At 71.6% G+C, this 19,962-nt stretch carries 19 protein-coding genes and 1 pseudogene; 4 read left to right on the top strand and 16 right to left on the bottom strand.

Annotated elements, in window-relative coordinates; genetic code table 11:
• Window positions 1-131 precede the first annotated feature (131 nt).
• On the bottom strand, window positions 132-1,019 hold the full coding sequence (locus Ae505Ps2_RS28160; protein ID WP_075312934.1) for a LysR family transcriptional regulator: 888 nt from the start codon (window positions 1,017-1,019) through the stop codon (window positions 132-134).
• A gap of 79 nt (window positions 1,020-1,098) precedes the next feature.
• Between Ae505Ps2_RS28160 and Ae505Ps2_RS28155 the strand changes: the two genes are divergently transcribed.
• Window positions 1,099-2,082 carry a 4,5-dihydroxyphthalate decarboxylase gene (locus Ae505Ps2_RS28155; RefSeq protein ID WP_139318959.1) on the top strand — a complete coding sequence of 328 codons (984 nt, stop codon included), beginning with the start codon at window positions 1,099-1,101 and terminating at the stop codon, window positions 2,080-2,082.
• A gap of 486 nt (window positions 2,083-2,568) precedes the next feature.
• On the opposite strand, the gene Ae505Ps2_RS28145 is transcribed toward Ae505Ps2_RS28155, so the two are convergent.
• On the bottom strand, window positions 2,569-3,432 hold the full coding sequence (locus tag Ae505Ps2_RS28145; protein WP_075310840.1) for a LysR family transcriptional regulator: 864 nt from the start codon (window positions 3,430-3,432) through the stop codon (window positions 2,569-2,571).
• Window positions 3,433-3,510: 78 nt separating this feature from the next.
• Here Ae505Ps2_RS28145 and Ae505Ps2_RS28140 point away from each other — a divergent pair, with 78 nt between their 5' ends.
• The gene (locus Ae505Ps2_RS28140) at window positions 3,511-4,518 is read left to right on the top strand and encodes an EamA family transporter (RefSeq protein ID WP_075333705.1); all 1,008 of its coding nucleotides are present in this window, start codon (window positions 3,511-3,513) and stop codon (window positions 4,516-4,518) included.
• Complete coding sequence (locus tag Ae505Ps2_RS28135) at window positions 4,515-4,973, top strand: VOC family protein (RefSeq protein WP_158071517.1); 459 nt, start codon at window positions 4,515-4,517, stop codon at window positions 4,971-4,973. The genes Ae505Ps2_RS28140 and Ae505Ps2_RS28135 overlap by 4 nt, the downstream gene beginning before the upstream one ends.
• 43 nt (window positions 4,974-5,016) lie before the next feature.
• On the opposite strand, the gene Ae505Ps2_RS28130 is transcribed toward Ae505Ps2_RS28135, so the two are convergent.
• From Ae505Ps2_RS28130 to Ae505Ps2_RS28065, 14 genes and pseudogenes are all read right to left on the bottom strand, one after another.
• Window positions 5,017-5,988: a PDR/VanB family oxidoreductase gene (locus Ae505Ps2_RS28130; RefSeq protein WP_075310842.1), complete on the bottom strand. Its 972-nt coding sequence runs from the start codon at window positions 5,986-5,988 to the stop codon at window positions 5,017-5,019.
• A gap of 213 nt (window positions 5,989-6,201) precedes the next feature.
• A complete protein-coding gene (locus Ae505Ps2_RS28125; RefSeq protein ID WP_075310844.1) occupies window positions 6,202-7,098 on the bottom strand; it encodes a fumarylacetoacetate hydrolase family protein in 897 nt (298 codons plus the stop codon).
• A 37-nt stretch (window positions 7,099-7,135) separates the two neighbouring features.
• Entirely contained in the window at window positions 7,136-8,371 is a 1,236-nt protein-coding gene (locus Ae505Ps2_RS28120; protein ID WP_075333704.1) for an FAD-dependent monooxygenase, read from the bottom strand.
• On the bottom strand, window positions 8,368-9,417 hold the full coding sequence (locus Ae505Ps2_RS28115; RefSeq protein ID WP_075310848.1) for a cupin domain-containing protein: 1,050 nt from the start codon (window positions 9,415-9,417) through the stop codon (window positions 8,368-8,370). The genes Ae505Ps2_RS28120 and Ae505Ps2_RS28115 overlap by 4 nt, the downstream gene beginning before the upstream one ends.
• Window positions 9,414-10,277 carry an MFS transporter gene (locus tag Ae505Ps2_RS34085; RefSeq protein ID WP_075554149.1) on the bottom strand — a complete coding sequence of 288 codons (864 nt, stop codon included), beginning with the start codon at window positions 10,275-10,277 and terminating at the stop codon, window positions 9,414-9,416. The genes Ae505Ps2_RS28115 and Ae505Ps2_RS34085 overlap by 4 nt, the downstream gene beginning before the upstream one ends.
• Before the next feature lie 100 nt (window positions 10,278-10,377).
• Window positions 10,378-10,761, bottom strand: a pseudogene (locus tag Ae505Ps2_RS34080) (MFS transporter); the annotation flags it as partial.
• A 111-nt stretch (window positions 10,762-10,872) separates the two neighbouring features.
• Window positions 10,873-11,991, bottom strand: coding sequence for an aromatic ring-hydroxylating dioxygenase subunit alpha (locus Ae505Ps2_RS28100; protein WP_075554148.1), 1,119 nt, complete (start codon window positions 11,989-11,991; stop codon window positions 10,873-10,875).
• Between the two features lie 102 nt (window positions 11,992-12,093).
• The gene (locus Ae505Ps2_RS28095; RefSeq protein WP_075554147.1) at window positions 12,094-13,023 is read right to left on the bottom strand and encodes a MarR family transcriptional regulator; all 930 of its coding nucleotides are present in this window, start codon (window positions 13,021-13,023) and stop codon (window positions 12,094-12,096) included.
• A gap of 73 nt (window positions 13,024-13,096) precedes the next feature.
• A complete protein-coding gene (locus tag Ae505Ps2_RS28090) occupies window positions 13,097-14,284 on the bottom strand; it encodes a cytochrome P450 (RefSeq protein WP_075333702.1) in 1,188 nt (395 codons plus the stop codon).
• A gap of 18 nt (window positions 14,285-14,302) precedes the next feature.
• Entirely contained in the window at window positions 14,303-15,016 is a 714-nt protein-coding gene (locus Ae505Ps2_RS28085) for a GntR family transcriptional regulator (RefSeq protein ID WP_075310858.1), read from the bottom strand.
• Between the two features lie 58 nt (window positions 15,017-15,074).
• Entirely contained in the window at window positions 15,075-15,971 is an 897-nt protein-coding gene (locus tag Ae505Ps2_RS28080) for a VOC family protein (RefSeq protein ID WP_083695170.1), read from the bottom strand.
• Between the two features lie 4 nt (window positions 15,972-15,975).
• Window positions 15,976-16,422, bottom strand: a complete 447-nt coding sequence (locus Ae505Ps2_RS28075; RefSeq protein ID WP_020622364.1) for a cupin domain-containing protein — start codon at window positions 16,420-16,422, stop codon at window positions 15,976-15,978.
• The gene (locus tag Ae505Ps2_RS28070; RefSeq protein WP_075310860.1) at window positions 16,419-16,871 is read right to left on the bottom strand and encodes a nuclear transport factor 2 family protein; all 453 of its coding nucleotides are present in this window, start codon (window positions 16,869-16,871) and stop codon (window positions 16,419-16,421) included. The genes Ae505Ps2_RS28075 and Ae505Ps2_RS28070 overlap by 4 nt, the downstream gene beginning before the upstream one ends.
• 80 nt (window positions 16,872-16,951) lie before the next feature.
• Window positions 16,952-18,583 carry a bifunctional 3-(3-hydroxy-phenyl)propionate/3-hydroxycinnamic acid hydroxylase gene (locus tag Ae505Ps2_RS28065; RefSeq protein ID WP_075554332.1) on the bottom strand — a complete coding sequence of 544 codons (1,632 nt, stop codon included), beginning with the start codon at window positions 18,581-18,583 and terminating at the stop codon, window positions 16,952-16,954.
• A 197-nt stretch (window positions 18,584-18,780) separates the two neighbouring features.
• Between Ae505Ps2_RS28065 and Ae505Ps2_RS28060 the strand changes: the two genes are divergently transcribed.
• Window positions 18,781-19,647, top strand: coding sequence for a fumarylacetoacetate hydrolase family protein (locus Ae505Ps2_RS28060; protein ID WP_075310862.1), 867 nt, complete (start codon window positions 18,781-18,783; stop codon window positions 19,645-19,647).
• Window positions 19,648-19,962: the final 315 nt, after the last annotated feature.

Here is a 19,962-nt window from a genome sequence, read left to right as displayed (position 1 = left end):
TAGCGCCCCGCCGATCGGTCGACACGAGCCGTCTGGACGAGACCGACCGTGCCGGACACAAAGCTGCGCCTCGATGAACTGGTGGAGGGGGCGCGCCACGGACGGTCATCGACGACACCGGCGGAGTCCTCTCAGCTCGCCTGCTCCCCACCCGGCGGCCGCCCCGCAGACCGGATCACCCACGAGCGCAGCGCCCGCGCCGCCGGCGATGTCGTTGCGCCGTACAGCACGCCGATCGTGGGGTGCGGGGTTGCGGGTACCACCTCGTGCACCCCGACGGCGGGGCCCGGCCGCGCGACGGCCGAGGCGGCCATCAGCGCGACCCCGAGGCCGGCGGCGACGAGGTCGCGGACCCCGTCGGGCGATGACGCCTCGAAACGGACCGGCAGGTCCACGCCGAGCCGGGTGGCGAGGCCGTCGAGGAGCTTCCGCAGCCCGCTGCCGACCGGCAGGGACACGAACGGCTCGCCGGCGAACTCCGTGAGCTCGCCGCCGTCCCGGTCCAGCGGTGTGAGGAGCACGAGCCGGTCCTCGGACAGGGGTGTGACGAGAATGCCCGCTGGCCGGTCGGGATGGACCGGGCCGAGCACGAGGTCCACCGCTCCGGCGGCCAGGTCGTCGAGCAGGGCGTCCATGAGCCCGGTGCGCAACGAGACCGTCACGCCCGGATGCCGGCCGATGAAGCCGGAGAGCACGGCGGGCAGGTCGAGGCCACCGAGCACACCGGTGGTCCCGACCGTGACCGAGCCGCGTACGACGTCGGCCATCTGCGCGGCCTCGTCGCGTGCGGCGGCCAGCTCGGCGAGGACCCGCCGGGCCCGCACCAGCAACAGCTCGCCCGCCTCGGTCGGCGTCACCCGTCGGGTGGTGCGCGCGAGCAGAGTGACGCCCAGCTCCGACTCGAGCCGTCGCACCTGGGCGGAGATCGCCGGCTGCGCCACGCGGAGGTCGTGGGCGGCCCGGGTGAACCCGCCGCACCGCACGACGGCCTCGAAGTACACGAGTTGCCGCAGCTCCACGGCACCGAGCATCAATCGCTATGGATCCCAGCGCAAGACTGTCTTGGACGTGGGCGGCACGGCGGCGCATCGTGAAGGCATGATCATCGTCGGGTCCATGCGCTACGACACGACCGCCGCCCTGTTCGACGGCACCGCGAGCCTCCCGGGGTACGACATCGAGATGCGGAGCGGGTCGGTCGTTCCCGAGGTGTTCGCCCGGATGATCCGCGACCGCGAGTTCGACATCGCCGAGCTCGGTCTCGGATTCCTGCTGCGGGTGCTCGAGGAGGAGCCGGGAGCCTTCGTCGCGGTCCCGGCGTTCCCCAACCGGGTGTTCCGGCACTCCTGCGTCTACGTCCACACCGGATCGGGCATCGAGACCCCGGCCGACCTGGTCGGGCGCACGATCGGCGAGTTCGGGATGTACTCGCAGGACTCCGGGGTGTGGGCCAAGGGGATCCTGGCCGACGAGTACGGGTTCGACCCGAGGCGCAACCGCTGGGTGATCGGCGGGCTGGACACCCCGATGGCACCCTTCGACTTCGTCCCGCAACGCCGACCCGAGGGCGTCGAGATCGTCGCGGAGTCCGAGAGGGCTCTCGGTGACCTGCTCGCCGCCGGTGAGATCGACGCGCTGTTCAGCGCGAACGTGCCCGCGAGCCATGCCGGGCCCGGGGTGCGGCGGCTCTTCGAGGACTACGTCCCGGTCGAGCAGGACTGGTACCGGCGCACCGGGCTGTTCCCGATGATGCACGCGGTCGTCGTGCGTACCGACAGCCTCGCCGCGCACCCCGACCTCGCCCGCGCCGCCTACCAGGGCTTCCTCGACGCCAAGAACCTCGCCCGGGACCACTATCTCGGCGCGGGACGACGGCTCTACCAGGTGCACACCATGCTGCCCTGGGCGAGCCGGCTGGCCGAGGACGACGTCGCCCTCATGGGCGAGGACTGGTGGCCCTACGGGATCGCCGCGAACCGCGCGGCCCTCGACACGTTCCTGCGCTACCAGCACGAGCAGGGACTGTCCGCACACCGCTTCACCGTCGACGAGGTCTTCGCGCCCGACCTCCTGGACACCTGAGCGGCCGTTACGCTCGACGGTGTGGGCTCCCGACGGATCCGCAGGGCGGAGGCACGCGACGTCGAGGACGTCGTGCGGCTTCGTGCGGAGATGTTCCGGGCGATGGAGGTCCCGCAGCACGATGCCACCGACTGGCAGGCCGCGGCGGCGGAGTGGTTCACGCGGCGGCTGGACGACCCGCGGGTCTGCATCATGGTCGTCGAGGTGGACGGTGCGGTCGTCGCGACCGCGATGGGCATCCTCCGGGAAGCACCCCCGTCTCCGCACTCGCCCGGCGGCGACGTGCTGGTCTGCAACGTGTGCACCGATCCCGGGGCCCGAGGGCGGGGGCACGGCCGCGCAGCGTTCGACGCCGTGTTCGCCTGGAGTCGCACCGTCGGTGCCGGCCGTGCGGAGCTGCTCGCTACCGAGGACGGGCGTCGGATGTACGAGAAGTCCGGGTTCCGCGCCTCCCGCTCCCCGGTGATGCGGGCGCCCCTGCTCAGCTCAGGACCTGCGGTGCAGTATCGCGATCAAGGCGCTCGTCAACGAGGGGCCGAGGGGATGCGTCGGCCCGGTGCTGACGAACAGCTGACGTGATATCCGGGGCTCGAGTGAGCGTGCCACGACGCTCGTCGGCATGTCGTGAGGTACGGCGACGGCGGGGGCGACACCGACCGTGATTCCCGCCGCGACCATGGCGAACATGGTTTCGAGGTCGCGGACGGTGTGCGCCGGCGCCCACCGTTCCCCGTGTTCCGCGTAGGCCTCTTCCAGTTGCGGTCCGCATGTGCCGCCGGGATCGGCGACGCCGGCCGCGACGAGATCGTCCAGACGAACCTCCGTGGCTCGGGCGAGCGGGTGTGTTCGCGGCAGGACGGCCAGGAACTCGTCCGCGGCTGACGAGCAGGTGCGGTCCGGTGTGGTGGGCCGCGTCGTCACCGCGACGTGGATCGTCCTTGCATCGAGCCAGCTCAGCAGTTCGTCGTCATCGCCCCGAGCGATGAGGACCTCTGCATCCGGATGAAGGGTCCGGAACTGGCGGGCTGCCTCCGGGACGAGGTGGAGCGCTGCACTGTGCACGGCCCCCACACGGATCGTCGCTGGGACGGGCTGCTCTCGCAGATCCTCGATGGCCCTGATGTGCTCGACTGCGCGACGGCCGTGTTCGACGACGCGGGTCCCGATCGCCGTCAACGCTGCCCCGTCCGGGCGGCGGGCGACGAGGGCATGACCGAGGTGGCGCTCAAGCGTGGCGATGTTCCGGCTCACTGCTGACTGTGTGAGCCCGACAGCTGCTGCCGCGCCGGTGAAGCTGCCGCGGTCGGCAATGGCGAGCAGGCATCGAAGGTTCACAAGGGTCAGATCCACCGCGTCATGCTGACAGCTCATGAGCGGTGTTCGAAGAAGTTGTTGGACTCATACTCACTGCTCGGGTCGTATGCGTATGTGCTGACCGACGGCAATTCGACCACCAGCCCCCGTGTTCTGGTCGGCCTGGTGGTGCTGTGGCTGTGCTGGGGGTCGTCGTTCCCGGCGATCCGGATCATGGTCGACACCCTTCCGCCGCTGCTCGGCACGGGGTCGATCTTCCTGACGGCGGGCCTCGGGCTGGCCATCGCGTTCCCGTCCACCATCCGTCGGGCCCGGCTCGGGCCGTCGGTGGTCGCCGCAGGCGTCGGTATCGGCCTGCTCGGAGCCCAGGGCGCCGTGGCCGTCGCAGAGCAACACGTCTATGCCAGCACCGCCGCGCTCATCGTCGCCGCCGTCCCGCTGTGGGTCGTGCTGTTCCGGGCCGTTCTCGGCGATCGGCCGGGGCTCGCGGCGGCGGGCCAGGTCGTCGTGGGACTCGTCGGAGTAGTGGCAGTCCTGTTCGCGGTACGCCCGGCACAGGGCGACCCATGGTCGGTCTGGCTACTTCTGGTCGTCGCAGCCTCGCTGTCCTGGGCCGCGGCCACGCTGTGGGCCTCCCGTTCGACGATGCTGCCCTCGCCCCGCGACGCGACCACGATCCAGCTCATCACCGGTGGTGCAGCACTCGTCGGCACGGGGCTGGCCTCGGGGGAGCTGTCGACGTTCGCACCGGACGACGTGTCCATCGCGTCCTGGGTGGCCCTCGGCTACCTCATCGTCGTCGACTCGTCGGCCGGGTTCGCGCTCTACAACTGGCTGCTGCGACGGGCACCCATCGGGCTCGTCAGCACCTACGCCTACGCGGTACCGCTCGTGGCCTACCTGATCGGGATCACCGTGCTCGGAGAGCCCTTCAGCATCCTCGCCCTGGCCGGTGCCGGCGCCGTCCTCCTGGCGGTCGCGGCCGAGATGGGTTCACCGAACCCCCCCACGACCGAGACCGAGGCGCGTGACGAGATGAGTGAATGCCGTCTACCGCCCTGGTCGGTGCCGGAGAGCGCCGCCTGGCCGGCGGCGGCCGCCGCGCGGATGATGGATCGGTGAGCTTCGAACTGCGCAGGACCGACCACACCGGGATCACGGTGTCCGATCTGGACCGGGCTGTGGCGTTCTGGTGCGACGTCCTCGGCGTCGAGGTGGAGCGACGTGCCCACCTCACGGGGACCTTCGCCGAGGACGTCGTCGGGGTGCCCGGTGCCGACATCCGGACCGCGATCATCCCGTTGCCCGGGCATCGCCTCGAGCTGCTGGAGTACGTCCGTCCGGGGCCCGCGACGGACCACGCCCCGGGCCCGGACACCCCTGGTGCGATGCACCTCGCGTTCGTGGTCGAGGACCTCGACGCCTTGCTCGCTCGTGTTGCGGAGGGTGGATGGGCCGCCCCGGGGCGGCCGCGGGAGATGGCTGATGGGCCGCGTGCGGGAACCCGGTTCGTCTACGTCCGCGACCCGGACGGGACCACGGTCGAGTTCATCGAGGAACCGCGGCCGGCCGCGTGAGCGCCCGTCTCGCCACCCGTGCGGCGCCGGTGACGAGCACTGTTCAGAGGTCGAGGACCAGGCGGCGGCACGCGGATCGTGAGACGCAGGGGAACATGACGTCGTTGGCCTCCTGCTCCTCCGGCGACAGGAGGGAGTCCCGGTGGTCGACCTCGCCGGCGAGGACCGGTGTCTTGCAGGTGCCGCACGTTCCCTCGCGACAGGAGTACATGACCTGGACGCCTGCCTGCTCGACGACGTCGAGGACGGACCGGTCGGGCGGGACGGTGAGGGTGATGCCGCTCGTTGCCAGCTCCACCTCGAAGGACTCGCCCGGTCCGGACCCGGCCGGGTCGACGACGTGCTTCGGAGCGAACCGTTCGACGTGCAGGACGCCGGCGGGCCACGCCGCGCAGCGGGCTTCCACCGCAGCGAGCAGGGACGCGGGCCCGCAGGCGTAGACGAGCGTGTCGGTCCTCGGAGTGCCGAGGATCGCTGTCAGATCGATCGGACCGACCTCGTCCTGAGGATGCAGCGCGACCGAAACCCCGGTGCGTTCCCGTAGCTCGTGCAGGAACGCCATCGAGGCGCGCGACCGTCCGCCGTAGTGCAACTCGACGGCCGCGTCAGCGGCCCGGGCTGCGGCCACCATCGGCAGGATCGGGGTGATGCCGATCCCGCCGGCGATGAAGACGTAGCGCGGGGCGGGCAGGAGGGCGAAGTTGTTGCGAGGGCCGCGCACCTCGATCCTGCTGCCCGGCTTCAGTTCGTCGTGGACGAACCGGGAGCCGCCGCGCCCGTCGGGATCGAGGAGCACCGCGATCCGCCACCGGTCGGTCTGCCGGACCGGCCCGCACAGTGAGTACTGACGGATCAGATCCGGCTGCAGCAGCAGGTCGATGTGGGCGCCGGCCTCCCAGGAGGGCAGGTCCGAACGGTCGGGGCGTTGCAGGGTCAGGACGGCGACGCCGTGTGCGCCCTCGTCGCGTGCGGTGACCTCCAGGGTCAGGGTGGTGTGCTCACCGGGGGGTGCCACTACGGGGCCTCCGTTCGCGGTCGAGTGGGGGATGGCGGGCAGCGCCCACCTCGGCGCCGCGGCCGAGCGGGACCGATCCGGCGGCGCCGGGCCTGCCGTCGGAGCAGCGGGTCCCGCGGGCTCCCGGATCGAGGGGCTCGCGCATGTCTCCTCGTTGCGGGGTCGTCGGTCGTGGTCCTGGAGCTCCGGGCCGTCGGACGGCTGCCGTGGTGCTCAGCGGGTGGGACGCTCCTGGACCGGGGTGAGTTCGGTCGGTGGCGTGGGGCCCGAGTCGCGGCCGAGGGTGGGGCAGGCGACCGCCCCCTTGTCGGTCACGGTGGCGCTCAGCCGCCCGACGCGGGTGATCTCGACCGTGACGACGTCGCCGTCGTGGACCTGCCCGACTCCGGCCGGGGTGCCGGTGGAGACGATGTCGCCCGGTTCGAGGACCATCACCGAGCTGACGTAGGCGATGAGCGCGGGGACACCCCAGATGAGATCGGCGAGGTCGGCGCGTTGGCGCAGCGTGCCGTTGACCCAGGTGTGCAGTTCCAGCTCGTCGAGGTCTCCGACCTCGTCGGGCGTGACGAGGTACGGCCCGCACGGTGTGAACGTGTCGAAGCTCTTGCGCACCGAACGGTCCTCCCCACCGCGCATGGTCATGTCCAGCAGGCAGGTGTATCCGGCGATGTGCTCATCGGCGTCGTCGACCGGGACGTGCGAGGCCCGGCGTCCGATGACCACCGCGAGCTCGCCCTCCTGGTCGAAGCGGCGGTCGTGGTAGGGCAGCTCGATCAGGCCGTCGTGGCCGATCAGGGAGCTCGGCGCCTTGAGGAAGACCCCGAGGGAGTCGATGTGGGAGGCCTGGCTCATCTCGACCTGGTGGTCGACGTAGTTGACCGGCGCAGCAACGATCTTGCTCGGGTCCGGCACGGGGGCGAGCAGCCGGGTGGGGTCCAGCTCCGGACCGCTGGGGCGCAGCGAGGCCGGGTCGGTCCCGGCGTCGAGGAGCCGCCGCAGCGGACTGCCGGGCCCTGCGGGGACCTGGTCGGTGACGTCGAGGGTGACGCCCTGGTGGGCCAGTCCGAGGCGGGTCGTGCCGGTGGCGTCGAGTACGGAGCAGAGCTTCACGGAGGCTCTCCGATCGGGAGGGAGACGGGTGGGCGGGTCAGGACGGGACGAGTCCGGGGTCGGGCTGTTGGAGGTAGAGCCAGTCGACGTCGCGGTAGTCGTCGTCGGCGCGGTCGCGCAGGACGCGGTTGCGCAGGGAGAGCGCGACCGGGTCGGTGAGGTGCCACATGTCTGCCCACGGGCGGGCCCGACGCTGGCAGGTGGTCACCCGGGCCAACCGCTTCTGTTCGTAGGCGGCCAGGGCCTTCTCCACGTCGTCGGAGTGTTCGCTCAGGCAGGTGGCCACGGTGTCGGCGTCCTCCAACGCCTGGCAAGCGCCCTGACCCAGCACCTGCAGCATCGGGTGTGCGGCGTCGCCGAGGAGTGCGATCCGCCCGGCGGCGATGTGGTCGAGCGGTTCGCGGTCGAACAGCGGCCAGTGTCGGGCTCGCGAGACCGAGGCGGCGCTGAGCCGCACCGCGTCCGTGGTCTCCGCGTACGCCGCGTCGAGCTCCTGGGGGGTGCCCCACTCGGTGTCGGGGACTCCCGCGGCGAAGCTGTCGCTGTGGAAGACCGCGACCTGGTTGTAGAGGGCGCCGGCGCGGACCGGGTACTGCATGAGGTGCAGCCGCGGCCCCACCCAGAGCACGATGTCGTTGGCGTCGACGTCGGTGGCGACGTCGCCGATGGGCATGGTCCCGCGGTAGGCCACGTACCCGGAGCAGACCGGTTCGTCGTCGACGAACAGACGACGTAGCCGCGAGTGCAGACCGTCGGCCGCGAGCACCGCGCGGGCGCGGTAGCTGCTCGAGTCCTCGCACGTGACCAGCACGTCGTCGTCGCCGGGGACGGCGTCGCGGACGGTCCGATCGTTCTCCAGCGTGACCCGGGGTTCGGCACGGCAGGCGTCGAGCAGGATCTGCAGCAGGTCACTGCGGTGCATGACCAGGTAGGGGAAGCCGTAGCGGGACCTGTAGGTCTCTCCCAGGGTCAGCCCGGTGAGCCGTTCGCCGGTCACGGCATCGCGCATCACGGCGCGTTCGGGGTGTACCGCGACCGCCTCGACGGCGTCGAGGACCCCGAGCCGGTGCATCACGCGGGTGGCGTTCGCCCCGAGCTGCAGGCCGGCCCCCACCTCGGCGAACTCGGAAGCCTGCTCGAGCAGGTGGACCGCTCGACCGCCGCGGGCGATCGCGAGCGCGGTGGCGAGGCCGCCGATGCCGCCACCGACCACGAGCGTGTCGACCTCCTTCGGGGGCCGCGGCGACGTGGTGGACGGTCCGATCGCAGTCATGGCTGCTCCTGTTCGCGGTAGAGCCCGAGTGCATGGAGCACGGGAGCGTCGCTGGTGGAGAACGCGTCGATGCGCTCGTGGGCGTGCAGGCTCCAGGGCACCCAGGACGGGATGGCCAGGATGTCTCCGGGGCCGAGGTCGAAGCGCTGCTCACCGACCTCGGCGACCCCGCTGCCGTGAAACACGGTCAGCACCCGGGAGCCCGTCTGGCGGATCCTCGGTGAGGAAGCCCCCTCGACGACGCGGTGGGCCTCGCAGCGCATGGTGGGCATGACGTCACGGCCGGTGGTGGGGTCGACGTAGGTCATCGTGGCCGCCCCTGCACCGGTGACGTCGAGACGTCGTGCCAGCGCGCGGTCGGTGTCGGCCCACCGGTAGGCCAGAAGCGGTGAGTGTCTCGTGGGGGTCGTGCGCTCTGCCGGCGGTGGAAGCAGACCGGGCGCGCCGTAGGAACGTTCCGACCGCGACACGGGATCGGTGAGGCGTTCGACGTCTTCCGAGGGACCTTCCTCGAAGAACACCGCCTCCAGTGCAGCGACCATCGGCAGGTCCAGGACGTCCATCCACAGCATCGGCTCGTCGCTGGGATTGTGATGTTCGTGGAAGGTCCAGCTCGGTGTCAGCACGAGGTCTCCGGCCGACATCGCCAGCGGATCCCCGTCCACGAGGGTCCACACACCGGAGCCCTCCAGGATGAACCGCAAGGCTGCAGGGGTGTGCCGATGCGCCGGGGCGACCTCGCGTGGACCCAGGTACTGCACCGCCGCCCACAGCGAGCTGACCGCGTAGGGCGCCCCGCCGAGCCCGGGATTGGCACAGGCCAGCACACGCCGGTCCCCGCCGCGGTCGATCCCGACCAGCTGGCCGGAGCGCTCGCCGAGGCTGCGGAGCTGCGCGGCCGACCACCGGTGGGGGACCGACGCCACGGTCGGTGTCGGGGTGAGCAGACCCTTGAGCTCCCACAGCGGCTGGAGGTGTTCGGTACTCAGATCGCTGTAGAGCTCGTCGAGCTCGGGGTCGGAGTGGGAGAACCGGCGGGTGCTCATGTGGCGACCTCCGGGGTCGTGTTCGGAGCCTCGGTGGACTCGGGGGCGGTGGTGAACTCCGGTGTGGTGGGAACGGCGAGCGCTGCCATCGAGAGCAGGGTGACGAGCCCCATGGCGGCCATGTAGACGGCGATGGGCAGGGAGGAGTCGTAGGTGGCGAACAGCGCCGTCGCGGCCAGTGGGGCGATCGCGCCGCCGAGCACGCTGCCGACCTGGTACGCCGTCGAGGTTCCGCTGTAGCGCACCCGGGCCGGGAACACGTCGGCGATCAACGCGGCCTGCGGTCCGGCCATCGCAGCGATGGACGAGGTGGCCACGACGATGCCGACCGCCATCAGCACGGGCTGTGCGGTGTCGATCAGCAGGAAGAACGGGACCGCCCAGACCGTGGCCAGCGCGGCACCCACGAGGAAGACCGGCTTGCGGCCGACCCGGTCGGCGAGGACCGCGGACGCCCAGATCACGGCCATCCAGCTCGTGCTCCCGATGACGATCAGCGTCAGCATCGTGGGCTGCGACAGCTCCAGGGTGCTCGTGCCGTAACCGAGCAGATAGACCAGCACCAGGTAGCCCAGCGCGGGCGCGGCGATGCTCGCGCCGCTGGTCAGCAGCAGCCGGCGGGGGTGGTCGCGCAGCACCTCGACGACCGGTCGACGGGCGACCTCGCCGCGGGTGCGCACGGCCTCGAACTCCGGCGACTCGCTGATCCGCAGCCGGATGAGCAGCCCGACCATGACCAGGGCCGCGGAGATCAGGAACGGGATGCGCCACCCCCACGCCAGGAACGCCTCCGGCGAGATCGCCAGGCTGAGCAGCAGGAACACGACGTTCGCGGCGATGATGCCGGCCGGGAGGCCCATCTGCGGGAACGAGCCGTAGAGGGTCCGCTTGCCGGGGGGGGGGTGCGTGCTCGACGGCCATGAGCACCGCGCCGCCCCACTCGCCGCCGACGCCCACGCCCTGGGCGAAACGCAGCACGACCAGCAGGATCGGCGCCCAGATGCCGATCGTGGCGTAGGTCGGCAGGACGCCGATGAGGAATGTGGCGACGCCCATCAGCACCAGCGAGAACACCAGCAGCTGCTTGCGCCCGACGCGGTCGCCGAAGTGCCCGATGATGATGCCGCCGACCGGACGCGCGATGAACCCCACCGCCAGCGTCGAGTAGGCGGCGAGGGTTGCTGCCAGCGGGGAGGCCGACGGGAAGAACTGCGGGCCCAGGACCAGCGCGGCCGCCGTGGCGTAGATGAAGAAGTCGTACCACTCGATCGCGGTTCCGATGAAGCTCGCTCGGGCGACCCGTCGTGCGCGGGTTGCGCGGGTCTCGGTGGGGGTGAGCGCCACTGCTCAATCCTTCCGTGTACGTAGTAAAAGATGGCCAGCGTGCGGCCGAAGCGTGGAGTCGAGCGCGTGAGGTGGTGCGTGGGCGGACGGCGAGGTGCGTGCGGGTGCGGCTCAGCCCGACAGGATCGTGGCGCGCTCGGTCCAGGCCCGGGCGGCGGCGCGGGTGGCGGTGTCGGTGAACCGGTCCTGGGGACGGGCGCCCGCGGCGGCGCCTTCGGCGGCGAGCAGCTTCTCCAGGATGCGGCGGGACCGGAGCGGGCCGGCGTCGACCTTGATGTTCAGCTCGAGCGGGTAGGACGGCTCCCAGGCGGCGATGATGTGCTCGATCGCTTCGCAGGCAGCGATGTCCTGCTCGAAGACCCCGGCGACGGCCGAGAGGGTGTAGTCGGTGACCGAATCGTCGCCGACGGCGTAGTCGCGGCTGACCGACCAGAAGTAGTGGGTCGTGGTGCGGGTCTCGGGCGTGATGGCGTGCATGGTCTTCTGTCGGCACATCCGGGAGTCGTCCGGGTCTCCGGAGGGCTTCACCGTGGTGGTGGTGATGTGGAAGGCGGGGGCGAAGAACTCGGCGATCTGCTGGCGGTCGATCGGGGAGTCGATGCCGGTCACGCGGGTGAAGAACGGCGGGCAGGAGACCCCGGCCATCTCGCGGCGCACGGTGACGGTGTGGTCGTCCCACGTGGTCGTGATCGGCAGTTCGGCGATCTCGGGGGAGTCGATGGACTCCGGGTGCAGGAAGCTCAGGTGCGACAGGTCGAGCAGGTTCTCGTTGAGCAGCTGTGCCCGGGCATCCATGTGCAGGGTTCCGGCTGCGGTGCTCCACCCGTCGGCGGTGTACCAGTGGTGGTCGGGGATCTGCGCTGGTCGTGCCTGGTCGGGGTCGCCCATCCAGATCCAGACCAGCCCGTCGCCCTCGACGAGGGGGAAGGTCTGCACCCGGACCTTGTCCGAGACTCGGGTGGAGCCGGGGATCCGCACGCAGGCGCCGGTCGGGGTGTAGGTCAGGCCGTGGTAGCCGCACTCCACGTTGTCGCCACGCAGGCGACCCAGCGACAGCGGCATCTGCCGGTGCACGCAGCGGTCGACCATCGCGACGGGGGTTCCGTCCTGGGTGCGATACAGCAGGACCGGGTCACCGAGCAGGAACCGGGGCAGCATCCGGCCCTGCTCGATCTCGGCACTACGGGCTGCCACGTACCAGGCGTTGCGGGGGAACTCGTCGGGATACATGGAGGGCCTCGATTCTTCGGCCGCGTCGCCGAAATGTTCCGTGTACGTCCTAATCGAGGACGGTAGGGCAGTCGAGGTGCGTCGTCAACGGGGCCCGAGGGGTCAGGCGGCGGAAGGGGGGCCCGAGGGCTCTCGCCTGTAGGCGACGGCGCCGAGGTTGTCGAGCAGGCGTCCGCGGGACGACACGGGGAGGAGGTCGAACAGAGCTGCCTGAACGTCGGCGGCACGACGCGTGATGTCGGGGAGCTCGCGTCGCCCGGCCGGTGACAACCGCAGGGCCTTGCGGCGCCGGTCGTGGACGTCGGTCGCAGCGGTGACCAGTCGGGCTGCGGTCAGTCGCTCGACGATCTCCGTGGTCGAGGTGCGGTCGAGTGCCGCGGCCTCGCCGAGCGTGGACTGGTCGGCCGGTTCGTGGTGGGCCAGGGCGCAGAGCAAGGCGTACTGAGGACCGGTGCGACTGCCGCCGAACGTGTGGGTCCATCGCGCGACGTAGGCCTGCTGGGCACGGCGGATCAGGTGTCCCGGGGTGGTCGCCAGATCCAGCCCGGCGGCGACGTCGTCCTCGACCCGCGGCGGTGGGTCGCCCTCGTAGGCCAGGAGGGCCAGGTCGGTCACCAGCTCGCGGCGGCGGTCGGCGCTCAGGGGCGCCAGCAGGTCGCGCTGTACCCGAGCGGCCGCGGTGGTCAGAGAGGTCAACGCCACCCGTGCGGGTGGGCTCAGGTGCAGCACCTTGCGGCGGCGGTCGTCGGGATCGGGGCCCGCGGTCAGCCATCCCCGTCGCACCAGGCGGCGCACGATGTCGGTGGTGGTGGACTTGTCCAGCGAGGCCAGCTGCCCGAGGGTCTTCTGGTCGAGACCGGGGCGCCGCGCCGTGCCGGACAGGACGGCGAACTGCGGTCCGGTCGGTTCGGGACCGACGTGTTCGACCCAGAGCAGATTGTGCTCACGCTGCGCCCTGCGGATGAGGTGCCCCGGGGTGCGGGCGAGATCGAGCGTGGGTGGGCTGCCGGGCGCGCCACTGCTCGCACTCATGTGGACAGTGTGACACCCGGGGCGGACGCGCTGGTGCGACGCGCCTCTCCTGGTCGGCCGCCCGGCGGACGACTCAGTGGAACCGGATCGGGAGGCTGGCGAGGGCGAGGGCGTCGCCCCGCCCCTTCCGGCACACCTCGCCGTCCAGGGCGAGCGACCTCCCGCTGTCCAACACGACATCGAGGGCGACCGACAGCTCTCGACGGGCCATCTGGGCGCCGAGGCAGAAGTGGATGCCGGAGCCGAAGGCCAGGTGCCGGTTGGGGCGGCGGTCGAGCCGACAGGTCTCCGGGGCGTCGAAGCGGTCCTCGTCGCGGTTCGCCGAGGAGAAGGACAGGCCGACGACCTCCCCGGCGGACATCGGGCAGCCCTGGAACTCCGTGTCCGACGCCGCGTTGCGCGCGAAGATGCTGACGGGGGAGGAGAGCCGCAGGAACTCCTCCACGGCCGACGGGACCAGCGCGCGATCCTCCCGGAGGCGTTCGAGGTCGGCGGGGTGCCGGGCGAGGTGCCAGAGGGAGTAGGACAGGGCGGCGGCCGTGGTCTCGTGTCCGGCGACGAGCACCAGCATGGTGAACCCGCGGATCTGGTCCTCGGTGAGCCTGCGGCCCTCGACCTCGCTGTCCAGCAGGAGGCTGATGAGGTCGTCGGACCGGTTCTCCCGCCGGGCGGCGATCAGCCCGTCGATGTAGTCGCGGAACTCGGCGCCGGCGCGGGCGGCGTCCTCGTGGTCGCGCACGCTGCCTTCGAACGAGCGGCGCACCAGGTCGACCCAGAGCGACTTGTCTTCGTCCGGCAGACCGATGAACAGGGCCAGTGCGCCGCTGGTCAGCGGCGCGGCGAAGGCGGTGGCCAGATCTCCGCCGCCTGCGGCCAGCAGGGGGTCGAGCAGCTGCTCGGCCAGGCCGCGGATCTCACCGGTCAGGGCGTTGACGCGGCGTGGGGAGAACACGGGGGCGACGAGCTGCCGGTAGACGGTGTGCTCGGGCGGGTCGTACTCGAGCGGGAGGAACGCGAACGACCGCTGCATGCCCGACGGGATGAGCAGGGTGCCGGGGACGGCGGAGGTGAACCTCGACCAGTCGGCGGCAGCGGCGACGATGTCGTCGTAGCGGGTGATCAGCCAGAAGCCGCCGTAGCGGTTGCTGTGGCTGACCGGCCGGTCGCGGCGCAGGTGCTGGTAGGTGGGCCACGGGTCGGCGACGAACGCTGGATCGTGGTGGTCCAGCTCGTCGTCGGACAGTCCTGGCAGCGTCGACATGGGTGTCCTCGTCGGTACTCAGAGTTCCTGGGTGCTGGTCTCCGCGGCCTCGCCCGGGTCGGGGGTCAACCCGCTGGCCAGGACGATGGCCGTCGTCGTCTCGTAGTGGGCACGGAGCGCCTCCAGCGCTGCCGGCACGTCCCGGGCGAGAGCCGCGTCGACGATGCGCCGGTGTTCCTCGTCGACGTCCCGCTTCCCGCCCGACGCCGGCGCGCTCCAGCGGCGGTACAGCTCCATCGTGTCCGACAGCTGCTCGCAGAAGTCGGTGAGCAGGGGGAACCCGCTCCCGGCGATGAGTGTGTGGTGGAAGGCCCGGTGGGCCGCGGACCAGTCGTCGGTCATCAGATCGGGGTTGTCCGGCGCGCGGCGCGGGGTGCGGGTGAGGCGGTGGTGGGCGGCGAGCACCTCGGACTCCCAGCGCAGATCGCCGCGCTCGATCGCCAACCGCAGGGCGAGGCTCTCGTTGACCACGCGCAGCTCCGTGAGGTCGCCGAGCTCGCGGCGGGACAGGGACACGACCCGGAAACCCTGGTTGTGCGAGCTGGTCACCAGACGCTGCTCGGTCAGCCGGGTCAGCGCTTCCCGCACGACCCCCACACTGACGTCGAACTCCTGCCGCAGCTCCGCGGGCTTGAGCCGGTGCCCGGGCGGCAGCCTGCCGTCGAGCACGGCTCGGCGGAGGCGTTGGTAGACGTCCAGGCCGAGGGTCTCGGCCCCTCCTCGACGGGCCATTGTCAGGGAGCCCCTCGTCCGTCCGGCCGCCGCGGGCCGCGGCGTCGCGCCGAGCGGATCATCGGACCGGCCGGGGCAACGGACGGTGACCCCAGGCGCTGATGTGGTCGTAGTGGTCCTCCGCCCAGTCCTCGCCGACCTCGACGGCGCCCCACCCGAACTCGTAGTCGAATCCGCTCGGAGTCGTCGCGTAGAAGGAGAACATCCGATCGTTGGGATGGCGCCCGAGGCTCCGGTTGATCGTCAGGTCCGCGTCGATCGCACGGTCGAACGCCATGCCCACGGCGTCGAGGGAGTTGGCCTGGACCATGAAGTGCAGCAGCTTCTTCGGGTAGGTGGAGCGGGCAGGGCGCTGCACGAGTGCGATGCTGTGGTGTCGCCGGTTGCAGTGCAGGAAGGCGGCGTGGGAGACGCCGTTGGGGGTCTCCTGCCCCGACGTGTCGGACACGCGGAACGGCAGCACCCCCGTCCAGAACCTCAGCGCGTCGTCCAGATCGTCGACCATGAAGACCGCGTGCCCCAGCCCCTGCGCTCCGGTGAGGAACCCGCCGGGCACCAGCGGGGCGGCCAGGGGGTCCCGGGAGTGGTACGGCGCGCTCACGAGCTCGACGGTGATCCCGCCCGGCGCGGTGAAGGTGTACAGCCGCTTGACCCGCCGGTCTCGCGCCTCCTGCTCGTCGCACTCGCGCACGGGCACACCGGCGGCCGTCACCCGGTCGAGGATCTGCTGCAGCACCTGGCCGTTGAGGGCCGTCAGCCCGACGGCGACGACGTCGTCGGCGGGTCCCCGCCGGACGAGGAAGCGCTGCTGGAGCTCGTCCATCCGCACCCGCAGGGCGTCCTCGGAGGGAGCGCCGTCGACGGACATGCCGAGGGTCCTCGTCGTGAACTCCGACCAGGCGTCGAGGTCGGACACCTCGAGCACGAGGTAGCCCAGCTGTAGGTCCTGGTGCACGGTGCTACTCCTTGTTCTGTCGGGGCTGCAGGGACGGTGACCGGTCGGCGTGCTCGGCGTCCTGGTAGGCGGTGAGGGCGCGGTAGTCGTCGCGGACGGGCGCGAAGATGTCGATGTTGAGGACCCGCTCGTCGCCGACGGGTTGGGCGCCGTGCGGGACGTCGCCGGGAATGTGCAGCACCGCGGGCGCCTCCAGGACGTAGACCTCGTCCCCGACGAAGAACTCCAGCGTGCCGCTGAGCACGAAGCTGAGTTGGTCGAACGGGTGCGAGTGCTGGCCGGAGCTGCGGAACCCGGGCTCGAACCAGTTGATCGTCACCAGCGATCCGTCGCTGCGGATCCCCGAGCGGGAGAGCCCCGGCGTGAGCAGCTCCACGGGCATCTGATCGAACCGATAGGCCTTCGGCCGCCCGGGCAGGGGACCGGCACCCGGCGTGTGCTCCGTGGTCATCGGGCCGCCTCACGGTCCGGGTCGGTGAAGACCCGTTCGATCGAGCGGGACGCGAACAGCCACCGATCGCCCTCCCGGGCGTAGACGTCGGTGTAGTCGAGCACGAGCATGGGCCAGCTCGGGCCCGTGCCCTCGCCGTCGTGGCGGTAGAGCAGCGTCATCAGGGTGCCGCCGACGGTGCCGTCCTCGCCGGACCGCAGCCGGAGGTTGGTGTGCACGTGCCGGGAGGTCCGTTCGGTGAGGGTCGCGCGCCGGTCGGCCCAGCGCTGCAGGGCGGCCCGTCCGACCAGGGGGTCACCGAGGCCGAGCAGCTGGCCCTCGTCGGTGTAGAGCTCGGGGAGAAGCCGGGGATCGCCGTGGTCGAGGACCCAGGCGTGCTCGGCGACGAGCTCCTCGATCCCGGCCCTGACCTCCGCGGTCACCCGGTTCGGCTCGTTGGTCACGGTCATGTGCGTGCTCCTTCCGCCGCGAGGACGATCGTGCCGAGGTGTCTGCCGCTCTCCGTGCGCCGATGCGCCGACGCCCGCCTTCACGCGACCACCGTCCGATCGTCGACCGCGCGCGTCGCGGGCGTGGGGTAGTAGCGGGCGAGGGCGTCGGCGACCGCCGGGGTGTCGGCTGCGGTGAAGTCGGCGGCGACGTAGCGGTCCGGGCGCACGAGCAGGTACCTGGTTGTTCCGCCCGGAGCGGGGCCGAGGTGCAGGGCGGGCTGTTGTTCCGCGACGACGGTGCCGTCGGGCCGCCGGCGCGGGATCCGCCCGCGTGGCAACACGACCACGACCGTGGCCTCGATGCGGGCGGCGAGCCGGTGCACGGGATCGGGGACCGCGGCCGACTGGGCGTCGGTCAGGACGACCAGTGCCCAGCCGGCGCCCAGCGCGTCGTCGAGCAGACCGATGGCGCCCGCCTCGTCGATGACCGGGCCCTGCGGCAGGGGCGAACCGACGAGCGAGCCCTCGGCGGGCCCGACGGCGGGCACGGCCACACCCCGGGACACGTCCGGGCGAGGCACGAACCGCAGTTCGGTGACGTGGCGGTGCACCGGCGGGACCAGCCGCAGCGCGCGCAGGAGGAGGTCTCGCACCGTGGCGCGGCGGGGCCGACCGGTCATCACGAGCGCGCCGAGGCGGTGCGAGAAACGGACCATCGCGGTCGCGTGCGGCCGCCGTTCGGTCTTGTAGCTGTCCAGCACCCCGTCCGTGGCCCGGCCCGCCACCACGGCGGAGAGCTTCCAGCTCAGGTTGCGGACGTCCCGGATGCCGGTGTTGAGGCCCTGACCGGCGAACGGCGGCATGAGGTGCGCCGCGTCGCCCGCGAGGAAGACGCGGCCGACCCGCCAGCGCTCGGCGACGAGCTGGCGGGCGACGTACACCGCCGCGCGCCGCACCTGGTCGGGCCGCACCGTGCGGAACGGCGCCACCAGCTCGGCGACGAACTCCGGCCGCAGGACCTCCTCGGCGCGCTCGCCCGGCAGGAGCATGAACTCGTACCGGCAGCGTCCGCCGCTGCCGGGGACGACGACGTGTGGACGACGCGGATCGCAGTGGAACTCGGTGTCGCCGTGGTCCCGGGGGTCGTCGACGAGGTCCAGGACGATCCAGGGGTGCTTCTGGCTCGACCCGGTCATCCGGACGCCGAGCGAGGCGCGCACCAGGCTCTTCCCGCCGTCGCACCCGACGACGTACCGGGCGCGCAGGGTCCGGAGCCCCGACGGGCCATCGAGGGTCACGTCCACGCCGTCCGCGTCCTGGGTCAGCGCGGTCGCGGCACAGCCGTACTCGAGTGACGCCGTCGGGGCGTCCTCGACCGCCCTGCGGTAGACCCGGACGTATCCGGGCTGGTCGAACAGCGTCTTGACCGGGAAGCCCTGACGCATCACGGCGGGCTGGGTGCGGACCAGCAGCTGACCGCGCGCGCCGTAGTAGCGCGAACCGGACACCCACACGAGGTCCGGCCGGAGGTCGTCGACGAGTCCGAGGGCGTGCGCGGTGCGCAACGACTCGTCCGCCAACGCGATCGCCCGGGGCTCGTCGACGGGGTCGGTGGCAGCGTCGACGACGTGGACCCGGGTGCCGTCCGCGGCGAGCAGCGCGGCGAGGGTCAGGCCGGTCGGGCCGGCACCGACGACCAGGACGTCGACCTCTCGGTCCGGCGGCGTCATCGACACGCGATCCCTCCTCCGCCCGATCCGACGGTGGCCGGGCCGCCCCATGAAGCCACTCAGGAGTCGAATCGTCAAGTACAGAAATGAGTCTTGCCAAGAGAGTCGACTCTTGTACGGTGGGGTCGCCACAGCGGAGTGGCCGGCAGACCGGCATCCGGTTCCGGCCCGTGGCCGAGGACGCGGAAGGAGCTCACGTGCGGTTGGTGTCCTACATGTCGGAGGGCTCGGACGAGCCACGGTTCGGCCGGGTCGTGACCGACGGCGCGGTCGACGGCGTGGTCGACGGAGTCACCGCGACGGACGGGCGGTTCCGGTCCGTGCGCGAGGTCCTGGCTGCGGGAGCGCTCCCGGAGCTGGCTGCTGCCACCCAGGGGCGTGCCGCCGACCTGCCGATCGGGTCGGTCAGGTTGCTGCCGCCCGTCCCGGATCCTTCGAAGATCATCTGTGCCGGGGTCAACTACCGGTCGCACCTGGACGAGACCCGGCGTCCGGACAACGCCTACCCCACGTTGTTCTCCCGCTTCCCCGACACGCAGATCGGGCACGACCAGCCCGCCGTGCGGCCGGCGGAGACGAGCCGGTTCGACTACGAGGGTGAGCTCGCCGTCGTGATCGGTGCGCGGGCGGACCACGTGCCCGAGGCCGACGCCGCGCAGGTGGTGGCCGGCTACTCCTGCTACGACGATCTCAGCGTCCGCGACTGGCAGCGCCACACCAGCCAGTTCCTTCCCGGCAAGAACTTCCGGGCCACCGGTGGCTTCGGCCCCTGGCTGGTCACGGCGGACGAGATCGACGACATCTCCGCCGCCACGTTGCGGACCCGGGTCAACGGCGAGCTGCGCCAGGAGGCCTCGATCAGTCAGCTGATCTTCGGCATTCCGGAGCTGATCGCCTACATCACCACGTTCACCGTGCTGGCTCCCGGGGACGTCATCGTCACCGGCACGCCGGGCGGCGTCGGCCTGTTCCGGGACCCGCCGGTCTTCCTGACCGACGGGGACCTCGTCGAGGTCGAGATCACCGGGATCGGCCGGCTCGTGAACCCGGTGGTGGCGGGCTGAGTCCCGGACGGCCACGGCAGGTGCGCTGACCGGCATCGCGGTCGGGGTGGAACCCCGACCGCGAATCGGTGGTTCGCACCATTCACAAGAACGGGCCGGATCTGCGCACGAATTTGCATCCATCGCAGTCTGGAGTTGCTCTCGGTCCGTGCGCGAGTATCGGAACCGTCGCCAGGCGCGGCCGGTCGGGACTCCGGCCCGACCCGCTCGGGCCAGCGGATCAGGGCGGTCTCGCGTGCTCGTCACCGTTGTGACGGCGATGTGCATCGAGCACGGGGAACGGCAGTTCTCCCCGCCGGCGCCAGTGCGACGAAT

The sequence above is a fragment of the Pseudonocardia sp. Ae505_Ps2 genome (assembly GCF_001932425.1).
Lineage (GTDB): Bacteria > Actinomycetota > Actinomycetes > Mycobacteriales > Pseudonocardiaceae > Pseudonocardia.
The sequence above is the reverse complement of the archived record's forward strand: the minus strand, read 5'-3'. Positions and strand labels throughout refer to the sequence as shown.